Below are 24,493 nucleotides of genomic sequence, written 5' to 3' on the forward strand. Positions count from 1 at the left end.
CTTCTACAGTATGCCGCAAACCGCTCGAGCCGACTATCCTTAATGATTTTTCATGGCTTTAGATTCCAGGAAAGGCACTGCCATAGGTTGCCCGGAGGTTGATGTTGAAAAATGCACAAAGCACCTGTGGCAACCTTAATACCGAATTTATGGGAAAACGATTCAAAATCGTCAGTGAGCCACGGAGCAAAACGGGCAATGCCATTGCTCGTTACGACAAGAACGGTTTTCCCCGTATGGGTTTCAGTCATTTTTTGTGCAAAATCTTTCCAGTCATTGATTATGCGTTCCGGCTCGACATGCCATCCGGGTGGAGCTGTGGCGGATGCCTCCCAGGCATCAAGCGCATCACGGCCGATACGCTCTAAAACGCGCTCCTCCGGCTGGTTTTCATCAGGGCCGTAGTCGATTTCATTAAAGATGGAGAGCGTCTGTAAGGGGCAGTTAGTCTGCATGATTTTTTGCGCTTCCATGGCGGTCTGGCGGGTGCGCAGGCGTTCTGATGTGAAGATGGCATCCGGTATCAGGTTATGTGTTTTGAGGTACAGCCCCAGTCGCGCACCCTGTAAAAGTCCCTCTTCTGTCAGCGGTAAGTCGGTGCTGCCAACGCGGCGCACCACCTCGCCCTTGTTAAAGGTATTGCCATGCCGGGCAATTAACAGTCGAGTATGCATCAGGAATTCTCTTTGCGAACGGAGGCGGATTGTAAAAGCGCTTGTGCGCGTTGTACATCATCCGGGCTGTCAACGCCTGACATGCCGGGGCGTCCCTTATAATCAACCGGGACGCAGCGCAGCGTATAACAGTTTTCAAGCAGGCGAAGCTGTTCAAGCCCCTCCAGCTTTTCATAGGGGCTTTCGGGCAGATTCACATACTCAAGGAGCGTCTTTCGTGCAAAGCCATAAAGACCAATATGCCGAAACACAGGACTCATGGACGATGCCTCCCGCAGCGCCGCTTCCTCGCGGATGGCGGGAATTATCGTTTTGCTGAACCATAAGGCGCGCCCGGTTACATCAAATACCGCAGTCGTACCGCTAAAAGGGGTGGTGCGCTTATTTTCGCGCAGGGTATCCAGCTCATCCCAGCTTAGCTGTACCACGGGCGTGACGGCATCGGTCGGATGTTCGGCAAACGTATCCATCATTGCACGCAGAAAATCAGGCGGCGTCAGGGGGGCGTCTCCCTGCATATTCAGGATAAAATCATCGGAGTCGGCGCGACTTCTGACCACCTCAGCGACCCGGTCCGTGCCGCTTCGGGCCTCTTTGGCGGTCATTTGCCATTCCACGCCAAGAAGGTCGCAATGCTCACCGATGCGCCTGTCATCGGTTGCCACAACTATTGAGACATCCTTAAGCCCGCTTGCCGCTTCCTGGCAAAGTTGCACGACCCGAGACAGCATGCTTTGGCCGCCAATCATCACGAGCGGCTTGCCTGGCAGTCGGGTTGAACCAAAGCGCGCGGGAATGACAATCAGCGTTTTCATTCATAATCCAGTCGGTTACAATGCGCCTGATAGTAATGACAGGTACGTGTAAATGCAATCGCTTTGCGCGGTATGAGTGCGTTTTTGGAGGCTGTATGGTTATCGGATATGATGTCTTTGAGCAGGTTGATTTGCGTTCTGGCACCATAGTGCGTGCAGAACGTTTTGAGCGGGCGCGAAAACCCGCTTATAAAATCTGGGCGGATTTCGGAGAAGTCATCGGTATTTTGCAGACTTCAGCACAGGTAACACATCACTATACACCTGAGTCACTGGTTGGTCGCCAGATAATGGGCTGCGTGAATCTTGGAGAGAAAAACATCGCCGGCTTTGTTTCCCAGTTTCTACTGGTAGGCTTTAGTGATGCAGAGGGGCATGTGTGCCTTGCCGGAGTAAATCCACCAGTTCCAAATGGTCAAAAGCTGCACTAGTGCAATTTGGTTTTCGGTAATCAGGAAATTTTAAGCGCCACATCAGGGCGCAAACACTGCGCCCTAATTTTTTAACCCTTCAATAAGGTTTTCGCGGTTATAGACATAATGGCCGATGATTTGCTTTGCCTGCAGCGCGCTGAGCGGCTTCGTGATGGCGCCTTCCATCGAATAGTAGAGGCAGTCTTCACGGACAATTTCCGCATCAAAGCCCGTCAGCGCGATGATAGGCACGTGGTAATTAGTGCCTTCTTCAATTTTGCGCAGATTTTTAGCAATCACGTACCCGGAATTGTCCTCAAAGCCAATGTCCATTAATACAAAATCGTATTTTCCGGGCTTAAACTGTGCCGCGGCAGCATGTGCTGAATCTGCGGTGTCAACAATACAGTCAAGCTGAAGGAGGGTAGCCCGAACCGCTTTAAGCGCCATTTCATTGTCTTCGATGATGAGAACTTTCGGCGGTTTTTGCGGATCGCGATACACGGAAGGCGGTAAGGCGTGTGTGCGTGCTTCACCGTTCATGCGTTTTTTTTGCAAAGCCAGTTCTTCAAGGTGCTGCGCCAGTGCTTTTTGCGCATTGATATCAACGAGCACAACCACAAGCGCAATCACAACGCCTTCTGCATTACGAATGGGCGTGCGGATGGAGGAGAAATAGAGGATATTGCCATCGCGGTCAACAAAGGGCGCTTCCTGCTCATTGCTGACCCGCCTGCCTTCGAGAAGGGCATTAATATCGTCCTGATGCAGTCTTGCAATGCGCTCTTCGGAAAAGCAGGAGTGAGTAGTGAGGCGCGCGTAAAAACTGCCGCTGAGAGCTGCCACGTTCCTGACGCCCAGAAGCTTTAATACCTCGGTATTGGCTTCCGTGAGCTGGCAATTCGCATCCACAATGTACACATAATTGGGCAGGCACGTAATGATATCGCGGTAATACTTCAGTAAGGCATCCCTCTGGCCTGCATCATCCCCGATAACGGTGGAGTCCATGCTTTTCTCCATTTCTGCAGTATCACTGGAAGTATAGCCTGTTCGTTGGATTTTCGTGCAGTTCAGGGTCCTTGACAGCCGTCAAAGACCCTGAGAAATTTTATTTTTGTGCGACTGCGAGCCCCTTCAGAATGGTGAGGGCGGCATAAAGCTGATAGTCCTGATGCAGCAGTGAATTATCTTCCTGAGAGGTTTTGGCCGCTTTTTCGGCTTCGGGGCTTGCCTTTGTGACCAGGTGGCCGCTCAAATCGGCTTCAGTAAAACCTGAAAGCGGGTTTTTAGAAGCAGCTTTAGGAATGGCAAGCTCCTCAACCACGATATCCGGTGTAATACCGCGTGCCTGGATGGAAACCCCTGATGGCGTGTAGTAAAGAGCCGTTGTCAGTTTGATGGCGCGTTTGTCATCAAGTGGCAGGATGGTTTGTACAGACCCCTTTCCGAAACTCTGGGTACCAAGAATGATGGCGCGTTTGTTGTCCTTCAGAGCGCCCGCGACAATTTCAGACGCCGAAGCAGAGCCATTGTTGATAAGTACGATGAGAGGCGCTTTCTCCAGCATGTCGCCAGGGTTGGCGTAGGCCGTGAATTTTGAGCCTGGCAGTCTGCCTTCGGTGTAGACAATCATTTCCTGCTTGCCTTTTTTGTCGGTATCAAGGAAGGCATCAGAAACTTCAATGGCCGTATCCAGCAGGCCGCCCGGGTTGTTGCGAAGGTCAAGCACCATGCCTTTCAGGTGACCGCCTGCCTGCTGGCGCAGTTGAGCGATGGCTTTTTCCATGTCCTTACCGGTGTTGGCCTGGAACTGGCTCAGGCGAATATAGCCATACTGGTTGTCCAACAGTTCACTTTTCACGCTCTTGACCTGAATGACTTCCCGTACCAGCGTAAACTGCAGCGGCTTGCTCTCTCCTTTGCGAAGAATGGTCAAATCCACTGTCGAGCCGGATTTGCCGCGCATGAGATTGACCGCATCCTGGAGGGTCATGCCCTGTACCGGTTTGTTGCCAAGTTTGATGATGTAGTCGCCGGATTTTATGCCTGCCTTGAAGGCCGGTGTGTCCACCAGTGGGGTGACCACCTTGACCACGCCGTCTTCCATGGTGACCTCAAGACCAAGACCTCCAAACTCGCCGCTTGTGGCCGTTTGCAGTTCTTTAAAGGCTTCTTCATCCAGATAGGACGAGTGAGGGTCGAGGCCATTGAGCATGCCGCGAATGGCGCTGTCAAAGAGTTGCTTGTCGCTGGTTGGTTTCACATAATACTTCTTGATTTGCCCAAGCGCATTGGAAAAACGCTGTACATCCTCCATCGGGATGCGTCCCGCGCCTTCATCTGCTGCGGCGGCAAAAGCGTGAGGAGAAAACACCAGGGTTACGGTCAGCAGACTGGTGGCAAGCGCACTCTGGCATTTTGGAATCATGTGCATGGTGTTCTCCTGAAAGGGCATCCTGCCCGGGTATCTTGTATGTGTCAAAGCAATATGAATGCCAGAGCGCATCAGGACAACCATTTGAGTGGCGGTATTGCCTTCCCGTATTTTCTTACTTCAAAGTATAGACCGTTCTTTTGCAGCCCTCCTGTATGGCCAACGGCGGCAATGGTGTCACCCGTCTGCACGTGTTCTCCCCGATGACGGTAGAGCAGTTTATTGTGGCCATAAAGTGTCATGAAGCCGTGACCGTGATCGATAATAATCAGCATCCCATATCCGTTTAACCAGTCGCTGAAAACCACTTTGCCTGAAGAAACGGCAGTGACCGGTTGCCCCTCGGCGGCAAAAAGTGTTACGCCCTGATAGGTATTCGCCATGGCACTGCGAGCCACTTTAACCGGCAGTGGCAACTTGCCGTTCATGACGAGCAGGGGCTTGCCTGTTGCCGGTCTTTGGCTGCTCTGGCGGCTGAGTGTAGCAAGCAGGCGGCTCAGGTTTTCGCGGTTTTTTTGAAATTCCTGCAGCTTGGAACCCTTGGCGGCAATGTCTTTTTCGAGAGCTGCAAGCACGACCTGCCGCTTTTGACGTTCAAGCTCCAGCACCTGGCGGCGGCGCTCCATCTCACTCTTTTGCACCTGCTGCAATCGCAGGGTATCTGTAAGATCTTTTTCCTGTGCCTGCAAGCGCATACGTGCTGTACGGGTTTCTTGTATGGACTGCTCGCGTGCCTTCAAAAGATGGTGGTAATAGGCCATTAGGCGTGCGAAACGACCCGGGTCTTCGGCATTTAAAAGCCATTTAAGCGGTTGTGATGTGCCCAGTCGATGGCGTGCTTTCAGGTGCAGACGCACCTGCTGCAGATGGGCCTCAAGCGTGCTGTTTTGTTGAGCGATGCTTTTTCTAAGCGCGTCAATGCGGGCGGCGCGGGTTGCCGCTTCGCGCTCCAGCGCTTTAAGGCGCGAGAGGCTTGCCGTTATCTGGCGGTCAGTGGCGGCAAGTTCTGCGTTCAGACTCTGGCGCTGGCCTTTGGTTGTGTTGAGGGTTTGTGTCAGCGAGTTGATTTGCCGCTCCAGCGCCTGCAGCCGGGTTTTCGTCTCGTTGACAGTCTGCCCGCCACCCATTACCGGCAGCGTCACGCCAAGAAAGGCTGCAAAGAGCCATGCTCTCATGTGTGCGCTCCGCAAGTGTCTGGCTGCATCAATACTCGCCCGGTCATCTCGGCAGGGGGGGTAATGCCAAGCAGGGTAAGGACTGTGGGCGCAATATCACTCAGTGTGCCGTGTGTAGTTGTGAAGTGCCAGCCCTCGCCGACAAAAACGAAGGGGACTGGCTCTTCAGTGTGTGCTGTATGCGCCTGCTTCGTGGCGGGGTCAAACATTTTCTCGGCATTGCCGTGGTCGGCCGTGATAAGCAGTGTGCCCTTAACGCACGCAAGCGCATTACCAATTGCGTGCAGCGCAGCATCGATGCTTTCAATGGCTTTAACGGTAGCGGCAAAATCACCGGAGTGCCCGACCATGTCGGCATTGGCATAGTTACAGATTATCACATCATGTGTACGGTCTTTGATTGCCTGTACCAGTACATGGGTCAGCTCAGTGGCGCTCATTTCAGGCTTAAGGTCATACGTTGCCACTCTTGGCGAGGGGATGAGAATACGGTCTTCGTTTGGAAACACCTGCTCACTGCCGCCGTTAAAAAACCAGGTGACATGCGCGTATTTTTCAGTCTCAGCAAGACGCAGCTGACTCAATCCCCGGGCAGCAAGCACTTCTCCAAGCGTATTGTGAAGCGTTAAGGGCGGAAAAACAGCATCAGCCACGATATCGCGTGCGTAATTCGTCATGGTCAGCATGCGCGAGAGCGCGGGCATGTTTTCGCGGGTAAACCCGTTAAAGAGATCATCAACGAGCGCGCGTGTAAGCTGTCGTGCGCGGTCTGCGCGGTAGTTAAAGAAAAAAACGGCATCGCCATCCATCATCGGATGTTTTTCCCCAATCCGCGCAGGCGGCACAAATTCATCGGTGATGCCCTTCGCGGCAAACGTGGCAACTGCCTCTTTAGCGCTGGCAAAGTGATGCGGGCTTTCACCAGAAACCAGAAGGCGATAGACAGGCTCAACGCGCTCCCAGCGATTGTCGCGGTCCATTGCGTAATAGCGCCCGCTGATGGAGGCAATGGTGGCCACTTGATGCTGCTCAAGAACCCTTTCAAGTCGTGAAAGGCTTGCTTCAGCGCTTTGAGGCGGCGTATCGCGCCCGTCAAGGAAAAGGTGCAGGCAGACCTTGTTAAACTGGGATTTATCGCAAAGTTCAAGGAAAGCAAAAAGGTGCTTCTCATGGCTGTGCACGCCGCCGTCAGAGAGCAGGCCCAAAACGTGCAGTGTGCGCCCGCTTTTTTTCAGGGAAGAAAGCGTCTCCAGTAACAGGGGATTGTTCGCAAATTCGCCCGTTTCAATGGCGGCGTTAATACGGGTAAAATCCTGGGGAATAACACGTCCGGCACCAATGTGCATGTGTCCAACTTCAGAGTTACCCATCTGTCCCACCGGCAATCCGACGGCTTCACCGGAGGCTTCAAGGAGCATATGCGGACAATCACGCCACCAGGCATTCCACTGTGGTGTGCGTGCCGCGGCAATGGCATTGTCCTGAGTGTCTTCCCGGTAGCCCCAGCCATCAAGAATCAGCAGCACGAGAGGGGTATGGAAAGACATGCACGACTCCAGAAATATAAAAAAAACGCCGTGTGCAACTTACAACGGGGCGACAAGTCCATCAAACTGGGTTAATTTTGCCCCTCGCTTGTGATTAAGAAAGCATCCAATTGTATGCGCCAAGGTTTTTCGTCCGATTCTGCTGGTCAGGTGCCAGAGGTCGCGAGCCCTGACTTTTTGAATATGAAAGCGCTCTGTCAGTTGCCCAATCACCGTTTCAACCAATCTGCGGGTAGATACGAGCCACTTGCTAAAATCTGAGCCGCGTGGGTCTGTCATATTGGAGCGCAGAGGCGTTTGCAGGGTAACATTCGTATGTTGTCGGATTTGTTCCTGAAAATCTTGGCCTATCAATCCCTTATCAGCAATAATCATGCCCTGTACGTTGTCGAGATTATCCCAGACGGACTCTCGTTCATCAATGTTTGCCTGTGTGACGGTTATGGCGGTAATGACGCCTTGTGAGTCAATCAACAGATTGCCCTTGAACCCATAATAGCGCTCATTTTTTGAGGCGCAGTAGCCATAAGCGGCGGCCTCTGAGAACAACCGGGAAAAGTTAGCGCGCCTGAAGTGACAAATTGGCAAAGGAAATCCGTCAGACATATGGAGTGAGTCATTGAAGGTACCCAGTTTCCCGGCCAGCAATTTTTGAATGCTTTGCTTAACGGCCCACAACTTGGCTGATTGCCTGGCGAAGCTCGTCCTGTCTCCAAGCCCGGGAAACCAATTCTGCCAGTGTCGCTTGAAATATGACCAAATTGCCTTATCGGTATCAAGCCCGAGAAACTCGCCAACCAGCTCTATCGTGATCACCTCGGGATCGGAGAGCCTGGGTGCAAAGCCTCGGGTTCTCAACTTTGTGATAACGGCCTTTTTGTAAAGGGAATCTATCAAACAAAAAGTACTAATGATAAAATCCTCAACCGGCACAGCATACTCCTTGTAGTCCTGGATCGTCGGAAAATCAAGAACTTACAAAATTATGCTGTGCCTTTCAAGCATCCACTCTCTTATCCATTAAAAGTTGCACACGGCGTAAAAAAATCATTCTAGCATGCGTGTTGAGGGCTGCCCATATGAAACGCTCGACTTTCATGACAGCGCCTGCAATACCAAACGCCAGGTTGCCATAATTTGTTTTGCGTACTGAAGCCCGGCATCGGTGCATTTTCATGCATCCATCCCTGGGCTTATCAGCCCAGGCTACGGCGCTACTTTTAAATAACGCCATGTACTTTGCGAGTTTTTTGCAGGCTGGCATTGAAGTGCTGTTTGAGTGCGTACTAACTCACTGGAATCGGGAAACAGGATTGGTTTTTATCCAAACAGCTGCTGTATAATGCGCGTAAAGTTGGTGATAAAGTATACGATTCAACTATCGTAAGGTACTTCATGCGCGATTTCCAGGGTAAAAACATTCTCGTCGGCATTTGTGGCGGTATTGCTGCCTGCAAGTCGGTACTTCTGGTGCGCGAGCTTGTGAAGCTTGGGGCGTGTGTGCGCGTAGTGCTGACACCTTCTGCCCGCGAATTTGTAACGCCACTGAGCCTGCAGGCGCTTTCGGGTAATCCCGTGCATGAATCGCTGCTCGATACGGAAGCGGAGCGTGCCATGGGGCATATCGCGCTCGCACGCTGGGCCGATGCCATCGTTATCGCACCCGCAACGGCGCATACCATGGCGAAACTGGCGCACGGTCTTGCCGATGATTTGCTCGCGACCCTTTGCCTCGTGGCCGATGTACCATTGCTGCTTGCGCCTGGAATGAACCACAGCATGTGGCAACATCCCGCAACACGCGCTAACAGATCGCTCCTTCAAGCGCGGGGCGTGCGATTTGTGGGACCGGACTCTGGGTCACTTGCCTGTGGCGAGGAAGGGGATGGGCGCATGAGTGAGGTGGATGACATCCTTGATGCTCTGCGTCTGCTCTCGCTCGGACCTGTTCTTAAAGGACAGCATGTTCTGATTACCGCGGGTCCCACGCGTGAAGCGCTTGATCCCGTCCGTTTTGTGTCTAATCACAGTTCAGGCCGCATGGGCTACGCACTTGCGCGCGCCGCGCGCACAGCCGGTGCGCAGGTAACCCTCGTAAGTGGTTCCTGTTCCCTTCAGGCACCTCAGGGGGTAGATACGGTGCAGGTGGAGTCGGCGCAGCAGATGCTTGATGCCGTGATGCACCATCTTTACCCGGGAAGTCTTTTTATCGGATGTGCCGCGGTTGCTGATTATCAGCCACGAAGCGTACACGCGCAAAAAATGCCAAAATCCGCAGAGGGCAGCTTGACGCTTGAGATGCATGCGACCCCGGATATTATCGCGAGCGTTGCGGCTGTGGGGCGCGCGGCATGCGTAGTCGGATTTGCCGCGCAAACGCATGATGTGCTTGCATATGCGCGCAAAAAACGCCTGGCGAAAGGGCTTGATGTCATTATTGCCAATCAGGTAGGTGAAGGCATGGGCTTTGGTGCCGCTGGCAACGCGGTAACCATTATCGACAATGCTCGCGAAATTGCGCTTCCCCATACCCACAAAACCCGTCTTGCGGGTGAGATTATTGCAATCCTTGCGACAAGGCTTCAAAATGACGCCCTTAATCTCCAGGGGGAGTCGCATGCAATACCCGATACAGCTGAAAATCCTTGACCCGCGTGCGGGCAGCCAGTTTCCATTACCGGAATATGCAACTGACGGTTCGGCAGGCCTTGACCTGCGTGCCTGTATGGATGCTCCTTTACAAATCGCACCTGGTGAAACCGTGCTGATTGGTACAGGGCTTGCCATTTATATCGAAAACCCGGAACTCGCTGCGGTTATTCTGCCGCGCTCAGGTCTTGGTCACAAACATGGCATCGTTCTTGGTAACCTCGTGGGCCTGATTGATGCCGACTACCAGGGTGAACTTAAAATTTCCTGCTGGAACCGTGGTCAGGACTGCTTTACCGTTAACCCCGGCGAGCGCATTGCGCAACTGGTCTTTGTGCCGGTAGCACGTGTACAATTTCGTGAGGTCAGCGAATTTGCTCCAAGTGCACGCGGTGAAGGTGGATTTGGCAGTTCGGGGAGACAATAGCGGATGAGCCATACCCGCTATCACATTCGTCCGGTCGAATCCTCTGTATTCAGAGCGTATGATATCCGCGGCATTGTCGGGGAGACGCTTGACGAGAATGCCTATTACAGCTTTGGACGGGCACTTGCCATGCGGTTGCAATCAGAAGTGCGCGATACGACGTTTCTGGCACGCGATGGACGCACAACGGGCCCCGCACTGTGTGATGCACTGGCAGCAGGGCTGACAGAAGGCGGTATTCACGTGGTGAACCTCGGTGCCATCCCAACGCCATTGCTTTATTTTGCTGCGAGTACGCGTGCGATTGACAGCGGTCTCATGGTTACCGGCAGCCATAACCCGGCGGGTTATAATGGCCTGAAAATGGTGCTTGCCGGCAAGGCGCAGGCAGGAGAGGCCATTCAGGAGCTTTGCGCATTGGTGAATGCCGGAGAATTCTGCAGCGGTCAAGGCAAGCTTTCTTTTGATGACATTCGCGCCGATTATAACGCGCGCATTCTTGCCGATGTTAAACTCTCCCGCCCGCTGAAAGTGGTGGTTGATGCCGGTAACGGAATAGCTGGCCCCATTATTCCGGGGCTTTTGCGTGCTTTAGGCTGTGAAGTGATTCCGCTCTATTGTGAGGTGGATGGCGCTTTTCCCAATCATCATCCCGACCCCACGGTAGAATCGAATCTCCTTGATTTACGGGCGGCAGTTCTTGCTCATCAGGCCGACATCGGGCTGGCTTTTGACGGCGATGGCGACCGGCTTGGCGTGCTTGATGAAAAAGGCCGCATTATCTGGCCCGATCGCCTTCTCATGTGTTATGCCCGCGAAATATTGGGACGTCGTTCAGGGGCGCGCATCGTCTATGATGTGAAATGTTCCGCCCATCTCGGGCAGGTGATTGAGGCGAGCGGTGGCGTCCCGGTGATGTGCCCGACCGGTCATTCGCTCGTGAAGGCGGTAATGAAGCGTGAAGCGGCAGCCCTTGCCGGTGAAATGAGCGGACACATTTTTTTTGGCGATCGCTGGTACGGTTTTGATGATGCACTCTACAGCGCCTGTAGACTTCTTGAAATCGTCAGTCGCTCTGATAAAACGCTCAGTGAACAGTTTGCTGATATCCCCGACAGCATTAATACGCCAGAAATCCAGATTGCCATTTCTGATGCTGAAAAATTCGCGTATATGCAGCGTTTTTGTGCCGAAGCCCGCTTCCCGGGCGCGCGTACGGTCACTATTGACGGGCTTCGGGTTGAGTATGGTGATGGCTGGGGGCTTTTGCGTGCGTCCAACACCACGCCATGCCTCGTGGCACGGTTTGAAGCAGATTCAGCAGCGGCCATGGAGCGGATACAGTCAGCGTTTCGCGAGCAGATGCAGCGGGTGAGCTCTGGCCTGCAGGTGCCTTTTTAGTCAGGGGAGTTTGCGTGCAGCTATCAGCAGAAGCTCCAGAGGCTTGTTGTCCTGTGTGCGTGCCTGAACGCGTTTCTCTTCCATGATTTCAAATGAAAGGCTTTTAAGAAGTGCCTGCAATTTTGATGGATGATGGGCAAAGCGCGCGTTTTGCTGCAGATGAAAGAGGTCTTCTGATTCTGAAGGTTCAATGCTGAAAATAAAAAGTCCACCGGGATGCATGTGCGCGCTGATTTCTGCAAAGAGTGTTTGCAGCGAGCCGATATAGGGCAGTACTTCTGCGGCAGTGATGAGGTCAAAGTGCCTGTCAGTCTGCTTGAAAAAATCCACCAGTTCCGCTTTTTCAAGGGCATCATACAGACCGCGCTCCTTTGCGCGCTTCAACATTTTGGGTGAGAGGTCGACACCGGTTAAATGCGTGCATAATGGCCGCAGGAAGGGGGCGAGAAGTCCAGTGCCTGCGCCAAGGTCAACAGCGTTTTCTGCGCGATGTAAAAGGTGGGTTTCCATCATGGCGCCAATGGTTTCAGGCAGGACATAGTGAAGGGTTTCCTGCATGTGTCGGTCATAGTAGAGCGCGTAGTTGTCAAAGAGTTGAGTGATGTAAGCAGGATTGGTGTCAGCGGCTTCACTGTTGCCGGTGAGTGCCTGCAGCATGTGCCGGCAGGCGTCATCCTGAGGATTCAGTGCAAGTGCTTTTTCGAGGAGTGCCATGGCTTCTTCACGCAGTCCCTGTCGGATACGGATAGCCGCCAGGTTGACCAAAGCCGGTGCATGCGCGGGTGCCTTTTGTAACAGGATAAGCAAATGATCGCTGGCCTCTTTCAGAAAACCAAGCGTCATGCGCGCAACGGCAGCATTATACAGGTATTCAAGATTATCGGGGGTTTCCTGAAGCAGAATGTCATAATGCGTCAGCGCGTTTTCAAAGCGGTCATACTGCATGAAAGTAGCAGCAAGGTTACTGCGCGCTTCAGTGAGGCTGTTGTCGAGCGCGAGAGCCTTGGTGAAATACGCGATGGCATGCTGCCCTTCATCGCGTTTCAGGGCGATTACGCCAAGGTTGGTCAGTGCCAGTACGTGTTCAGGATGGCTGTCTAAAACCTGTAAAAAATCCTTTTCTGCTGCATCTACCGTGTTTTCATTCAGTAAAAGAACGGCGTGGTGAAAGCGCGCCTCGGTGTGTTCCGGCGCAAGTGCGAGCACATTGGCAAACTGGATAAGTGCTGAATGGCTGTCAGCCTTTTTCAGGAAAAGCAGGCCAAGGTTGTAATGGGCATTGATAAATCCAGGATGCAATGCCAGAGCCTCGGCATAATGGCGCAACGCGCCATCTGTATCACCTGTTTTTGCAAGCAGCGTGGCCAGATTGTGATGTGCAAAAGCATCTGTAGGTGCAAGGGCGATGGCTTTTTGATAACAGGCAAAGGCCTCCTGCGGCCGTGAGCTGTGAAAAAGCGCATTACCAAGATGCTTTTGAATCACGGCATCTTCCGGTGCAAGTGCTACTGCGCGCTCGAGTGCGTCAACAGATTCTTTCATCATGCCACTGCCTGCATGCGCAAGCCCTAGAAGGTGCAGCGCATCGGCGTCATTGGGGCATTCAGCAAGGTGAGGTTCCAGTTCGGCTTTGGCCTCAATCGGCTGATGGTTTTGCAGGGCTTTGCGGGCTGCATCCAGTCTGCTCTGGCGTGTCATGAGTGCTTAACCATCTGCAGGTGGATAATGCCGTCCATGTCGAAGGGCTCGCCTTCTGCAGCAAAACCAAAAGATGCGTAAAAATCTTTCAGATAAATCTGCGCGGTAATGCGAACAGGCGCCTCTGGATGTTCTGTGGCAAGCCAGGTGAGTGCGGTATCAACGAGCCTCCTGCCAATGCCGCCGCCGCGCAGCCGCGGGTCGGTAACCAGACGCCCGAAGCTCATGCCCTCGCCGTGTGGAAAAGCAAGCATTCGAGCATACCCCACAAGCTCTCCATCCTGCTCATAAAGAAGGTGCATGGCGCTTTCATCAAGGCCATCAGGGTCAAGATACACGCAAGACTGCTCCACGACAAAGACACGGCTTCGCAGCGCAAGCAGTGCATAGAGTTGGCGGGTGGTCAGGGCATCAAAGGGAAGAATGGTGCATCGTTCCATGGTGTGCTCACAAAGGATGGTCGGTCATCAGCCGCTGCAGTTCGAGGAGTGCACGTGCACGGTGGCTGATAGTGTTTTTTACACCGGGCGCAAGTTCGGCGGCAGTAAGATGGTGTCCGGGAACCATGAAAACCGGGTCGTAGCCAAAGCCATGCGTACCACGCGGGGTATCTGCAATCATCCCGTGCAGCACGCCCGTTGCCACCAGCGGAGTGGGGTCATTAGCGTGTCGCACGATAACGATGGCACAGTAAAAAAAGGCGGCACGCGCATCGCCCTTCAGCAGGTGCATGCGTTCAAGAAGCAGCGCGATATTCTCAGCGTCAGTGGCGCCGGGTCCGGCAAAACGCGCGGAAAAAATACCCGGTGCACCTTCAAGCGCCGGCACTACAAGACCGGAGTCATCAGCAAGTGCGGGTCTTTGTGCTTCGCTGCTGGCATGTCGCGCCTTAATGAGCGCATTTTCAATAAAGCTCATCCCGGTTTCCGGGACGTCATTTATGCCAAGATTCTTTTGCGGGATACAATCAATGGGGGCCAGCAGCGCCTGCAGCTCCGCCACCTTGCCGGCATTGCCGGTTGCGAGAATAATTTCATGCATTCTGGATTCACATAAAGATGAGATAAAGGTGATTTTAACGGCTTTTGGCGTTCAGGGACACTCTGGTGCGTGTCTTCATTCCGAAAAATATGACACCAAACCGCTACACTGTTGCTTCACATCATGAAATGAGGGCTCGTCCGCGGTGTATGCGTGCAAAGTGTCTCATGGTATAGTGCACATATTCCAACCACGCATATCCGGATCTTCCCCATGAAGCTGCTGCGCTCTTTTTATTTTTGGATCTTTGCCGCGTTTATCGGCGGATGTCTGCTCGGCTGGCTTAATCCGGTCGCGGGGGCTTCGATGGAGCCGCTGGCGACAGGCTTTGTCAAGCTTATAAAGCTCTTTGTGGGTCCAGTTGTTTTTCTGACGGTCGTCACGGGCATTGCACAAACAGGTTCTTTGAAAAAACTGGGAGCGCTTGGACTGCGCGCATTCATCTATTTTGAGGTTATTTCTACGCTGGCACTTGGCATGGGCTGGATGGCCGCGCATGTTTTGCAGCCCGGAGCTGGTGTGCATGCGCATCTTGAGCTCCTCGATGCTGGACCTGTATCGCAGTTTATTGCGAGCAGTGAAAAACTTTCTACTGTTGATTTTCTGAAACACATTATTCCTGCCAGTATCGTGGAACCCTTCGCCAGTGGCGACATGCTCCAGATTCTTTTTCTCGCCATCCTTTTTGGCGCCTCGCTGCTGGCGGTAGGTGAGCGCGTGGCGAGGCCGCTTTGCGACATGCTGGAGCGGCTGACAAGTGCGGTATTTGTAATGGTCCGCATGGTACTGATGACTGCACCGCTCGGAATTTTTGGGGCTATGGCATTTACCGTGGGTCAGTTTGGCAGTGCGCTGCTGCTGCCGCTTGCGGGGCTGATTGGCGTGTTTTACCTCACGGCGTTTGTTTTTGTGGCGGGAGTGCTTGGGACTGTCGCTCGTTGCAGCGGGTTTTCCCTTGGACGCTTCCTGCGCTACATCCTGCCGGAACTCTGGCTGGTGCTTGGAACCTCTTCGAGTGAAGCGGCTCTCCCCCAGCTCATTCAGAAACTTGAAGCGCTCGGTTGTGAACGGGAAACCGTGGGCGTGATTGTTCCCATGGGATATTCGTTTAACCTCGATGGCACCAATATTTACATTACGCTGGCGGCCTTGTTCATTGCGCAGGCGCTCGGTATTTCATTGAATGCGACGCAGCAAATTGCATTACTTGCAACCGCCATGCTGACGAGCAAGGGGGCGGCAGGCGTAACCGGCGCAGGCTTTGTAACCCTGGCCGCGACTCTCGCGGTAGTGCCAGGCATTCCCGCAGTGGGCATAGTACTGGTACTCGGTATTGACCGATTTATGAGTGATGTACGCGCACTGGTCAATTACATTGGCAATGGTGTCGCAACCCTTGCCATTAGTCGGTACCAGGGAGAAGTCAGTGCGCACGACCTTCAGTGCGCACTGTCAGGGTATGCCCTCGAGCGTCCGGCAGCCGCTACGGATTAAAACCATCCACCATTATCTGCGTCTGCCGGCAGATTGTCTGCGGGGCCCCTGGGAGGAGCGCGCGGCAGGTGCTATGTGCTCAGGAAGACGGTGCTCAGGCTCAAAATCATCTATTTCTACCCGATTCAGGCGTTTTTTGGTGATTTTTTCAATCGCATGCAACAGATTGGCCTCATCCGCACTGACAAGCGAGAGAGCAACGCCAGAACTGCCGGCGCGGCCCGTACGTCCGATGCGGTGCACGTAATCTTCGGGCACCTGCGGCAAATCAAAATTGACCACGATTGGCAGCTGGTCGATGTCAATGCCGCGTGCGGCAATGTCGGTTGCGACCAGGAGGCGAATTTTACCGGTCTTAAAGGCATCGAGTGCCTGCGTGCGCTGGGATTGACTCTTGTTGCCATGAATGGCAGCAGCTTCGATGTTGTGTCCTGCGAGAATTTTTACGAGTTTGTTCGCGCCGTGTTTAGTACGTGAAAAAATCAATGCTTGTCTCCATTGCTGGCTGTGAGCAAGGTGGCAGAGCAGGGCGGCTTTTTGCGCTTTATCAACCGGGTGAATGGTTTGCTTGATTTTGTCAACGGTGCTGTTAGGCGGGGTGACAGATACTTCTACCGGTTGATGCAGAAACGATTTCGCAAGCGCGCGAATTTCTGGAGAAAATGTTGCTGAAAAAAGCAGGTTCTGGCGGCGTTTAGGCAGCAGTGCCATGACGCGGCGGATATCATGGATAAATCCCATATCAAGCATTCTGTCGGCTTCATCCAGCACAAACGTCTTTACCGCATCAAGGCGTATCGCGTTCTGGCGCACCAAATCAAGCAGGCGTCCGGGTGTTGCTACCAGTATCTCAACGCCTGAGCGCAACTTCAGCATTTGCGGGTTGATATTAACCCCGCCAAAAACTACCGCGCTGCGAATTTTGGTAAATTGTGCACACTGTCGCACATCCTCATGCACCTGGGCTGCCAGTTCGCGCGTTGGAGTGAGGATAAGTGCCAGGGTCTGATTGCTGCCTGCACGCGGCTTTTCGAGCAGTTGATGCAGAATGGGCAGCACAAAGCCCGCGGTCTTTCCAGTTCCGGTTTGCGCGGAAGCCAGTAAATCGTCACCATTAAGCACTACCGGTATGGCCTTTTGCTGAATGGGTGATGGAGTTTCGTAGCCTTGCGCCTTTACCGCGTCAAGCAAAGGGGTGGCCAGTGATAAATCTTGAAAATTCATGAAAAATTCCGGTTGGTGCCTTACACCAAATGTCAGAGGACCCGGAGTAAATGCATGTTTCGTGGAGGGCAAGAAAGTGATACACGCGCTTCCTTACAAGTAGTGCATCATACATTTTATTTGCAATTTGTTCAACAACGATGGATAGAGCCGTTTTACAAATGCAGGTATTTCGCGTAGAGTGACTCACTATTTTTTGTGATTGAAGCGTGTGCGGGTTATCGCTATTGCGTGCATTTTGTGTTAAAATTTGACTCAATTTGGCACCTTAAAGTGCACCCCCTGTTTCCCGGAAGGAAGGTCATGAGTAATAAAAAGCATGCATTGAGTGTTTTCAGCCTCATCATGATTACGGTCGGCTCGGTTGACAGTATCCGAAACCTGCCGGCAACAGCACTATTTGGCAGTCAGCTGATTGTGTTTTTTACCCTTGGTGCGCTGTTTTTTCTTATTCCAACCGCGCTGGTTTCAGCAGAACTGGCATCTGGCTGGCCACGGGCGGGCGGCATTTATATCTGGGTGCGGGAAGCACTTGGCAAACGTGTCGGGTTCCTCGCCATCTGGCTGCAGTGGATTGAAAACGTTATCTGGTATCCCACTATCCTGTCGTTTGTTGCGGGCTCCATTGGCTATTTGTTTAATCCCGCACTCGCGGATAATCCTGTGTTTCTGTGGGCGGTGATTGTCGCATCATTCTGGGGGGCGACGCTTGTTAATCTCCGCGGGATGCAGTCTTCCGCATTTTTCAGCAACCTCTGTGCTATTTCAGGGCTGCTGTTGCCGATGGGCCTCATTATCGGGCTTGGAATGGCGTGGATTATCGGTGGAAATCCTTCTCAGGTGGCATTTACACTGAAAGCCGCATCGCCGCAATGGCATGATAAGTCACTCTGGGTTTCGCTTACGGCAATTATGATGTCTTTTTGCGGGATTGAAATTGCGACAGTTCATGCCAATGATGTGCGCGATCCGCAACGCGCTTTTCCGCGCGCACTGGTTATTTCGGTGGTCATTATTCTCAGTACACTGGTTCTGGGTTCGCTGGCCATCGCCGTGGTGTTGCCTAAAGCGGATATCAATCTCGTGGCTGGTATCATGCAGGCGTTTGATGCGTTTTTTGCGCGCTACCACATGAGCTGGATGATGCCGGTTATTGCGGTGATGCTGGTGCTGGGTGGCCTTGGTGGCGTCAGCAACTGGATAATCGCCCCCACCCGCGGCCTGCTTGTCGCGGCTCAAGATGGTAATCTGCCTGCAGGTTTTCAACGCCGAAACCGCCGGGAAGCACCAGTCGTCATGCTGGTTGGACAGGCGGTGATTGTCACTCTGCTCTCAACCCTTTTCCTCTTTATGCCAAGCGTAAACGGCTCCTACTGGCTGTTGACGGCACTCGCGGCACAGCTGTACATGCTGATGTACATGCTGATGTTTGTAGCGGCCGTGGTGTTACGCGTCAAACTGCCGCACCATCCTCGTGCTTTTCGCATTCCAGGCGGGCTTTTGGGAATGTGCATGGTGGCCGGTATCGGCATGATAGGTACGCTTGCGACCCTTATCGTCAGTTTCATGCCGCCGGAAGGCATTAACGTTGGCAGCCTGCTGCGCTATGAGTTGACGCTTATCTGTGGCCTTTTCGTAATGTGCCTGCCGCCGTTTGTTGCCACTTTGCGTGCGTCCTGGCGGCGTGAGGCGCTGGTTGGAACAGCCTGAAACATGGATTCAGGCCGCTCCCCATTCACAAGTCGATAATATCGGTTCATAATCAGGAAGAACCAACAACATGTGCCATTCATGAATCGGGAAACTGTTACGCCCACACTTGCCATTGCAGCCCTTGGTGTGGTTTTTGGTGATATAGGAACCAGCCCGCTTTATGCCATGCGTGAGGCGCTGGGGGATTTACCCATCGGCAATACTTCCGTGCTTGGCGCACTATCCCTTGTGTTCTGGTCGCTTATTCTCGTTATCTCTTTCAAATACATGTGCATCGTTTTTCGGGCTGATAACGATGGAGAGGGGGGAATACTTGCGCTTCTCGCACTTTTGCGACAAACCCAGTCAAAATACAAAAATCAGTTTTATCTGCTGGCGATTTTTGGTGCTGGTCTTTTAATTGGCGATGGCATGCTGACACCGGCGATTTCTGTTATCAGCGCCATTGAGGGGCTTAAGGTGGCCTCGCCGGTTTTTAACGATGCGATTGTACCACTCTCATGCGGCATACTGATTGTGCTTTTTTTCTTTCAAAGGTTTGGTACCGCCCACATCGGCCGCGCGTTTGGACCGGTCATCCTTATCTGGTTTTTGGTCATCGCAGTAATTGGCCTGTTGCAGATTGCGAAAAATCCAGCGGTACTCAAGGCGGTTAACCCGCGGTATGGCTTCGAGTTTCTGCATGCTTTTGGTTACCAAGGGTATTTATTGCTGGGTGGTGTTTTTCTGGTGGTAACCGGGGGCGAGGCGCTGTATGCCGACATTGGGCATTTTGGTAAAAATCCAATTCGTTACAGCTGGTTTATCGTGGCGCTTCCCTGTCTGCTGCTGAACTATTTTGGTCAGGGGGCGCTCCTGCTCAGTCAGCCTGAGGCAATGGAAAATCCTTTCTATCACATGGCGCCGGAGGGTTTTCTTATTCCGCTCCTCGTGATTGCAACGCTGGCCACCATCATTGCGTCCCAGGCGGTTATCACTGCTACATTTTCACTAATGAAGCAGGCGGTGTTGCTGGGCCTGTATCCACGCATTCAAATCATTCAGACTTCAAAAGAGCATCAGGGGCAAATTTATATTCCCCAGATGAATCTCTTTTTGCTGATGGGAACCTTGCTCCTGATTCTTACTTTTCGCAGTTCCAGTGGTCTGGCGCATGCTTATGGAATTGCCGTCAACCTGCATATGCTCCTTATAACAATGCTGGTTGGATGGGCAGCACACACCATCTGGCAATGGTCTGTGTGGCGGACTGTTGTGCTTTTCACGCCCCTTTTCATCGCGGATGCTGCGTTCCTCGGTGCTAATGCACACAAGTTTCTGACCGGTGCCTGGACCCCAATTCTGTTTGCCTGCCTCCTTGCGATTGTCATGCATACATGGAACATGGGACTAATGTATTTAAAAAATAATTTTTACATGCGCAAGGAAGGCATTGCGAAAATTGTGCGCCAGCTGCACTATAAGTCCCTCACGCGCCTTGAGGGTGTCACTGCAATCTTTATTACTGATGTGTATGACAACAGTGGTGGCAGTTTTCTGCATTTCCTAAAACTAAGCCGCGCGCTTCCAGAAAATATTCTTATTGTGAATTATACGGTAGAAAACATTCCGCATGTGCATTACAGCCGGCGATTTGAGGTGCACTATCTCGACGAGAAAATTTGCCAGCTGACCCTGCATTATGGCTTCATGGATACAGTTTCGATTCCCAGCGCACTGGAGCTTGCCAACGAACGGGGTTTATTGCCGTTTCAGGTCAATGTGGATGCAGCAACGTGGCTTGTAGAGGTGCCTAATGTGGTAGCTTCCAGGTCACAGGCGACGCTGCGTTTCCACTGGCAGGAAAAACTCTTTGCTTTTCTGATGCGCAATTACTCAGCCAACCTTAACATTGAATTTTATCAGCTGCCGTTTAACCGTACGATAGCCATCGGAACCTATTGCATTATATAAGACCCTAACAGTCGCCTTTCAGGACTACCTGAATATTAATGCCACGAATGGTGGGGCTCTTAATGGCTTTTTTCAGGTAATCAGTGAGTGGTACATCAACGACCTTTTGATGCTCAGATGAAGCCTGTCGGAACATCTGAATGCCTTTTACCCGAAAGACAAATCCAAGGTGGGATATATTAAGCCGCGTTCCTATGCGGTCTTTGATGTCCCAGTCAGGACGAACGATTTCAATAACCGCGCCGTCAGGGATAGCATTAAAAAAATGCAGGTTCGGTCGACCTTTTTCGTCAAAGAGCACGCTGAGCGGAATGTAAGGCAGAGTGACCGTTTGACGTGGGAGGGTTTTTCCCTGGCGTTGCAGCTCGACAAGCCGATGTTGTTTCAATTCGTCCGGCCCGCTTAACAATCGAATGTTTTCATGCGTGAAGTGCGCATACCATCCCGGTTTATCAATTAAAGCCTCGGCTATTTTGAAAGCCGGTTTTCCTTCAGGAGTGGTAAGGGTTCTTGTGATGTCACGCAGTCGGCCCGCATTTTCATTGTTTATATTCCAGTCCAGGTCGGTAAAATGATTGCGCAGGATAAAGCGGCGTTTGCCCTCGTGGTAGCGGATATTACGAAGGCACCTTTTAAAACGCGTAAGGCTGTCTGAGAGTGCAAGTGCCATTACTGTGGTTACATAGGTATCACAGTCAAAAGCATCCGTACGATAACGCGGGAATTGATCAAAACGCGCATGCTCGCCCTCGCCTAAAGCACCAAGAAGATAAGGTTTGCCGAGAAAGCTGGCACTTATAAGGTTCAGGCGTTCTGGAAGTGAAGTGCGTGGCAGGGGAGGGAGGCTGTGATATAGTTGTGCAATATCTCTGTCCGCCGCTTTTTCAGGAAGCGCCTTCGCAAGCACTGCAGCACTTGATAAAATGCCGGTCATAACCAGTGGGAGTATTGATGTGAACCTTACCAGCATGGTACCTCTCCTCTTTAGGGCGCGCGCTGCTGTTCCGCAAACTGATGTTACTTTATACTCTTTGCATGGGGAGGTGCAAGAATGCTGAATATTATCTGGCTTGGCATGATGCTCCTGGCCGTTGTAACCGGTATTTTTCAGGGACGTATTCCACAGGTGGTGGCAGCCGTTACCGACTCAGCACGTCTTGGTTTTGAGATTGCCCTGGGACTTGCCGGTATCATGACCCTATGGCTTGGCATTATGAATATCGCGAGTGTTTCAGGGCTGATTAAAAAGCTTGCGAGAGCACTGAGACCTGTCATGCGCCCGCTGTTTCCCGAGGTACCTCCCGAACATCCGGCCATGGGGGCAATGCTGCTTAATATCGCGGCCAACATGCTGGGGCTTGCCAATGCTGCAACGCCCTTTGGTCTGCAGGCGATGAAAGAACTGCAAAAACTCAACACGCGTGCCGAAACTGCAACAGATGCCATGTGCACATTTCTTGCCATAAACACCTCGAGCGTGCAACTGGTGCCTGCAACTGCCATAGCATTTCTTGCTGCCAACGGCAATCCTAACCCGGGCGCCATTATCGCCAGCGCATTGGCGGCAACGCTGGTTTCAACCGCTGTAGCGCTGATATCCGTAAAGCAGTTTGCGCGCCTTACACGCCCGAAAATCGAAGCACAGGTGCATCATGGTTGAGTTTGCCGGTATTTTTTTCCAATTGGGTGCTGCTGATGTTCATTGTAGGTATCCCACTGTATGGGGTCTGCCGACGCGTAGATGTTTTTGATGCGTTCATTACCGGTGCAAAGCAGGGCTTTGAAACCAGCGTAAGCATCATACCGTATCTGATTGCCATGATGGTGGCGATTGGCATGTTGCGGGCTTCAGGTTTTTTCGATGTTTTAGGCGCCTGGCTTGCGCCTGTGCTTGAACGCATTGGCATGCCGGCAGAGCTCTTGCCGCTCGCGCTCTTGCGTCCCTTTTCTGGAAGCGCTTCAACCGGCGTTATGGCAGAACTGATTCATGAACACGGTGGCGACTCGCTGATTGCCAAAATGGCAGCGACCATGATGGGCAGTACTGAAACCACGTTTTATGTAATAGCAGTGTATTTTGGTGCTGTTGCCATTCGCCGTACACGCTATGCGATACCTGCCGGATTGCTGGCGGACTTTGCCGGTATCGCGGCTTCGGTGGTGGTGTGCCGTTATCTCTTTTCCTGATCAGGCTTTTTTCTGTTTCTCGCTGCGTTCTTCGCTCGCAATACGGGCATCCTCAAAAAGCTTGAGGTGAGCCAGAAGTGTCATCGCATTGGCGCGGAAGGCCGTCATTTCCCGTGCAGGCACGGAAGCTGAACGTGGTAAATCAACGGTCGTTGGATTTCGAGGTGTATCGTTAATGCGGAACTCATAATGGCAGTGTGGCCCTGATGCAAGTCCAGACTGTCCGACATAACCAATGACCTGTCCGCGTTTTACACGTGCTCCGCGTACAAGCCCTTTCTGAAATTTGAGCATATGGGCGTAGAGTGAGCTCATGTTACGGTCGTGCTTGATTTTAATCATGTTGCCATAACCGCTGTGGCGGCCAATCCATTCTACACGACCGTCTCCGGTTGCGTGTATTGGGGTGCCGATGCGTGCCGCCAGATCGACCCCCTTGTGAGGCCGGTTATAACGCAGAATAGGATGAAAACGGTTCATGCTGAAGGTAGAGCTGATATGGCTGAAATTAATGGGGTAACGGCTGAACGCTTTTTGCAGGCCATTACCTTCCGGAGTGTAGTACCCGGCATCGCCATTCGCGTTAACATGGCGAATGGCCTGATAGACTTTTCCGCGGTTTGTGTACGATACCGCTTCAATTTCTCCAGTTCCAACCTGTTTATCTTCGATGTAAAACGCTTTATAAATGATTGTGAAGCGATCGCCCGCGCGCACGTCTCTGGCAAAATCGATTTGCCAGTTGAAAATTTCCGTCATCTGGTGCACCAGTCGATAGGGAATATTAAGGCGTTTGGCGGTTCCATAGAGCGAGCCATTGACGGTGGCTGTGACATAATGGCTGTGGCTGTTCATCTTACGTGTATTAACTTTGGTGCGGTAGCGGTCACCGTCACGCCAGACAACCAGAAACTGGGTGGTAGTCAGTGGAAAAATGATTTTTTGCAGGATATTGTCACGCACAAGCAGCTGCAACTGCTGGTTGGGCTTGATTGATGTCAGGCTGCGTGCGTGCGGATTATCCTGCAGTATTGCCTGAAGCGTTTTCGCACTGATGCCTTCACGGTTAAAAATAGCGCCAAGTGTATCTCTCTCCCGGGCTGTAACCACCGTCCATGCACTCTCTTTCCTTGATTTTGCGATAATCTCAGCCTTTTGCGAAGGCTTTGGCAGGGTCAGCGGCTTGCTGGTATGCATGGAGGATTTGTGGTTGGAAAATGTTTTGACCAGTATAAAAGGCAACGCGCAGGCGAGCAGGAGAGCCAGCGCGGGAAGCAGACGTGATTGTTTCGCTGCGTGTTTTTTGCGGGCGTAACGTATGTGGTCCATAGTTTCCTGGGCTGCTGTCAATGGGGTGGATGTAGCCGGTTTTCCGGCACATCGGGCAGATTCCCGGCATTAAACACGGGTAGTCTACACATGCTCCATGCCGGCGCTAACAGGATTCCTGTCTGGATGCCGGATTTTTCTGGCAGGAACAAAATATCCGGGCTAAGATACCCGCTGAGTAGCGCAAGGTCAATCATTTACGCAAGGTTTTACACGTATGAACACAGACAATTCTACATTAGAGCTCCTGATTCGGGGGTGTGAAGAGGTGTTACCGGCTGACGGTCTCGAAAAAAAACTGGCCGCAGGCGTACCA

The 24,493-nt window shown here is 52.4% G+C and carries 24 protein-coding genes (1 of these 24 running past the window's edge); 10 read left to right on the forward strand and 14 right to left on the reverse strand.

Going from position 1 to position 24,493, the window contains the following annotated elements; translation table 11 throughout:
- Positions 1 to 50: 50 nt before the first annotated feature.
- Both E4T54_RS09590 and E4T54_RS09595 read right to left on the reverse strand, forming a co-directional pair.
- Entirely contained in the window at positions 51 to 674 is a 624-nt protein-coding gene (locus E4T54_RS09590) for a histidine phosphatase family protein (RefSeq protein WP_028386758.1), read from the reverse strand.
- Complete coding sequence (locus tag E4T54_RS09595) at positions 674 to 1,489, reverse strand: 3-deoxy-manno-octulosonate cytidylyltransferase (protein ID WP_028386757.1); 816 nt, start codon at positions 1,487 to 1,489, stop codon at positions 674 to 676. The genes E4T54_RS09590 and E4T54_RS09595 overlap by 1 nt, the downstream gene beginning before the upstream one ends.
- A 95-nt stretch (positions 1,490 to 1,584) precedes the next feature.
- On the opposite strand from E4T54_RS09595, the gene E4T54_RS09600 reads away from it, so the two are divergent.
- Positions 1,585 to 1,920, forward strand: coding sequence for a tRNA-binding protein (locus tag E4T54_RS09600; protein ID WP_028386756.1), 336 nt, complete (start codon positions 1,585 to 1,587; stop codon positions 1,918 to 1,920).
- A gap of 63 nt (positions 1,921 to 1,983) precedes the next feature.
- Here the strand turns inward: E4T54_RS09600 and E4T54_RS09605 are convergent, their stop codons facing one another.
- The 6 genes from E4T54_RS09605 to E4T54_RS09630 all read right to left on the reverse strand — a co-directional run bounded on the left by E4T54_RS09605 (position 1,984) and on the right by E4T54_RS09630 (position 8,238).
- Entirely contained in the window at positions 1,984 to 2,913 is a 930-nt protein-coding gene (locus E4T54_RS09605) for a response regulator (protein WP_051550957.1), read from the reverse strand.
- A gap of 100 nt (positions 2,914 to 3,013) precedes the next feature.
- A complete protein-coding gene (locus E4T54_RS09610) occupies positions 3,014 to 4,339 on the reverse strand; it encodes a S41 family peptidase (RefSeq protein ID WP_115152879.1) in 1,326 nt (441 codons plus the stop codon).
- A 71-nt stretch (positions 4,340 to 4,410) separates the two neighbouring features.
- Positions 4,411 to 5,514 carry a murein hydrolase activator EnvC family protein gene (locus tag E4T54_RS09615; protein ID WP_051550956.1) on the reverse strand — a complete coding sequence of 368 codons (1,104 nt, stop codon included), beginning with the start codon at positions 5,512 to 5,514 and terminating at the stop codon, positions 4,411 to 4,413.
- Complete coding sequence (gene gpmI / locus E4T54_RS09620; protein ID WP_028386752.1) at positions 5,511 to 7,061, reverse strand: 2,3-bisphosphoglycerate-independent phosphoglycerate mutase; 1,551 nt, start codon at positions 7,059 to 7,061, stop codon at positions 5,511 to 5,513. The genes E4T54_RS09615 and gpmI overlap by 4 nt, the downstream gene beginning before the upstream one ends.
- A gap of 39 nt (positions 7,062 to 7,100) precedes the next feature.
- On the reverse strand, positions 7,101 to 7,994 hold the full coding sequence (locus E4T54_RS09625; RefSeq protein WP_058387092.1) for an IS982 family transposase: 894 nt from the start codon (positions 7,992 to 7,994) through the stop codon (positions 7,101 to 7,103).
- Positions 7,995 to 8,058: 64 nt separating this feature from the next.
- On the reverse strand, positions 8,059 to 8,238 hold the full coding sequence (locus tag E4T54_RS09630) for a hypothetical protein (RefSeq protein WP_058387072.1): 180 nt from the start codon (positions 8,236 to 8,238) through the stop codon (positions 8,059 to 8,061).
- Positions 8,239 to 8,456: 218 nt separating this feature from the next.
- Here E4T54_RS09630 and coaBC point away from each other — a divergent pair, with 218 nt between their 5' ends.
- The 3 genes from coaBC to E4T54_RS09645 are packed head-to-tail and all read left to right on the forward strand — an operon-like array spanning position 8,457 to position 11,538.
- Positions 8,457 to 9,710 carry a bifunctional phosphopantothenoylcysteine decarboxylase/phosphopantothenate--cysteine ligase CoaBC gene (gene coaBC / locus E4T54_RS09635; protein WP_028386787.1) on the forward strand — a complete coding sequence of 418 codons (1,254 nt, stop codon included), beginning with the start codon at positions 8,457 to 8,459 and terminating at the stop codon, positions 9,708 to 9,710.
- Entirely contained in the window at positions 9,679 to 10,137 is a 459-nt protein-coding gene (gene dut, locus E4T54_RS09640; RefSeq protein ID WP_028386788.1) for a dUTP diphosphatase, read from the forward strand. Before coaBC ends, dut begins: the two co-directional genes overlap by 32 nt.
- Positions 10,138 to 10,140: 3 nt before the next feature.
- Positions 10,141 to 11,538, forward strand: coding sequence for a phosphomannomutase/phosphoglucomutase (locus E4T54_RS09645; protein WP_035902822.1), 1,398 nt, complete (start codon positions 10,141 to 10,143; stop codon positions 11,536 to 11,538).
- On the opposite strand, the gene E4T54_RS09650 is transcribed toward E4T54_RS09645, so the two are convergent.
- The 3 genes from E4T54_RS09650 to rdgB are packed head-to-tail and all read right to left on the reverse strand — an operon-like array spanning position 11,539 to position 14,277.
- Positions 11,539 to 13,236 (reverse strand): tetratricopeptide repeat protein, encoded by a 1,698-nt coding sequence (locus E4T54_RS09650; RefSeq protein WP_051550964.1) that lies wholly within the window; start codon positions 13,234 to 13,236, stop codon positions 11,539 to 11,541. It lies immediately after the preceding gene.
- Positions 13,233 to 13,676, reverse strand: a complete 444-nt coding sequence (locus tag E4T54_RS09655) for a GNAT family N-acetyltransferase (RefSeq protein ID WP_035902827.1) — start codon at positions 13,674 to 13,676, stop codon at positions 13,233 to 13,235. The genes E4T54_RS09650 and E4T54_RS09655 overlap by 4 nt, the downstream gene beginning before the upstream one ends.
- A gap of 7 nt (positions 13,677 to 13,683) precedes the next feature.
- Entirely contained in the window at positions 13,684 to 14,277 is a 594-nt protein-coding gene (gene rdgB, locus E4T54_RS09660; protein ID WP_028386792.1) for an RdgB/HAM1 family non-canonical purine NTP pyrophosphatase, read from the reverse strand.
- A gap of 213 nt (positions 14,278 to 14,490) precedes the next feature.
- Between rdgB and dctA the strand changes: the two genes are divergently transcribed.
- Positions 14,491 to 15,771 carry a C4-dicarboxylate transporter DctA gene (dctA, locus tag E4T54_RS09665; protein ID WP_028386793.1) on the forward strand — a complete coding sequence of 427 codons (1,281 nt, stop codon included), beginning with the start codon at positions 14,491 to 14,493 and terminating at the stop codon, positions 15,769 to 15,771.
- Between the two features lie 12 nt (positions 15,772 to 15,783).
- Here the strand turns inward: dctA and E4T54_RS09670 are convergent, their stop codons facing one another.
- On the reverse strand, positions 15,784 to 16,995 hold the full coding sequence (locus E4T54_RS09670) for a DEAD/DEAH box helicase (protein ID WP_051550965.1): 1,212 nt from the start codon (positions 16,993 to 16,995) through the stop codon (positions 15,784 to 15,786).
- Positions 16,996 to 17,298: 303 nt separating this feature from the next.
- Here E4T54_RS09670 and E4T54_RS09675 point away from each other — a divergent pair, with 303 nt between their 5' ends.
- A complete protein-coding gene (locus E4T54_RS09675; RefSeq protein WP_028386794.1) occupies positions 17,299 to 18,705 on the forward strand; it encodes an APC family permease in 1,407 nt (468 codons plus the stop codon).
- An 81-nt stretch (positions 18,706 to 18,786) separates the two neighbouring features.
- Positions 18,787 to 20,661 carry a potassium transporter Kup gene (locus tag E4T54_RS09680; protein ID WP_028386795.1) on the forward strand — a complete coding sequence of 625 codons (1,875 nt, stop codon included), beginning with the start codon at positions 18,787 to 18,789 and terminating at the stop codon, positions 20,659 to 20,661.
- 4 nt (positions 20,662 to 20,665) lie between these two features.
- Here E4T54_RS09680 and E4T54_RS09685 read toward each other — a convergent pair whose 3' ends face one another.
- Positions 20,666 to 21,631, reverse strand: a complete 966-nt coding sequence (locus E4T54_RS09685) for an N-acetylmuramoyl-L-alanine amidase-like domain-containing protein (protein ID WP_028386796.1) — start codon at positions 21,629 to 21,631, stop codon at positions 20,666 to 20,668.
- A gap of 81 nt (positions 21,632 to 21,712) precedes the next feature.
- Here E4T54_RS09685 and E4T54_RS09690 point away from each other — a divergent pair, with 81 nt between their 5' ends.
- Both E4T54_RS09690 and E4T54_RS09695 read left to right on the forward strand, forming a co-directional pair.
- On the forward strand, positions 21,713 to 22,321 hold the full coding sequence (locus E4T54_RS09690; protein WP_028386797.1) for a nucleoside recognition domain-containing protein: 609 nt from the start codon (positions 21,713 to 21,715) through the stop codon (positions 22,319 to 22,321).
- 35 nt (positions 22,322 to 22,356) lie between these two features.
- Positions 22,357 to 22,848, forward strand: coding sequence for a spore maturation protein (locus E4T54_RS09695; RefSeq protein WP_131793762.1), 492 nt, complete (start codon positions 22,357 to 22,359; stop codon positions 22,846 to 22,848).
- On the opposite strand, the gene E4T54_RS09700 is transcribed toward E4T54_RS09695, so the two are convergent.
- Positions 22,849 to 24,177 (reverse strand): peptidoglycan DD-metalloendopeptidase family protein, encoded by a 1,329-nt coding sequence (locus tag E4T54_RS09700; RefSeq protein ID WP_028386799.1) that lies wholly within the window; start codon positions 24,175 to 24,177, stop codon positions 22,849 to 22,851. It lies immediately after the preceding gene.
- 217 nt (positions 24,178 to 24,394) lie between these two features.
- Between E4T54_RS09700 and tyrS the strand changes: the two genes are divergently transcribed.
- Positions 24,395 to 24,493 carry the 5' end (the start) of a tyrosine--tRNA ligase gene (gene tyrS, locus E4T54_RS09705; protein WP_028386800.1) on the forward strand. It continues 1,113 nt past the right edge of the window, so only the first 99 of its 1,212 coding nucleotides appear in the window; the start codon lies at positions 24,395 to 24,397; the stop codon falls past the right edge of the window.

It is taken from the genome of Legionella geestiana, from assembly GCF_004571195.1.
GTDB classification, from domain to species: Bacteria; Pseudomonadota; Gammaproteobacteria; order Legionellales; family Legionellaceae; genus Legionella_B; species Legionella_B geestiana.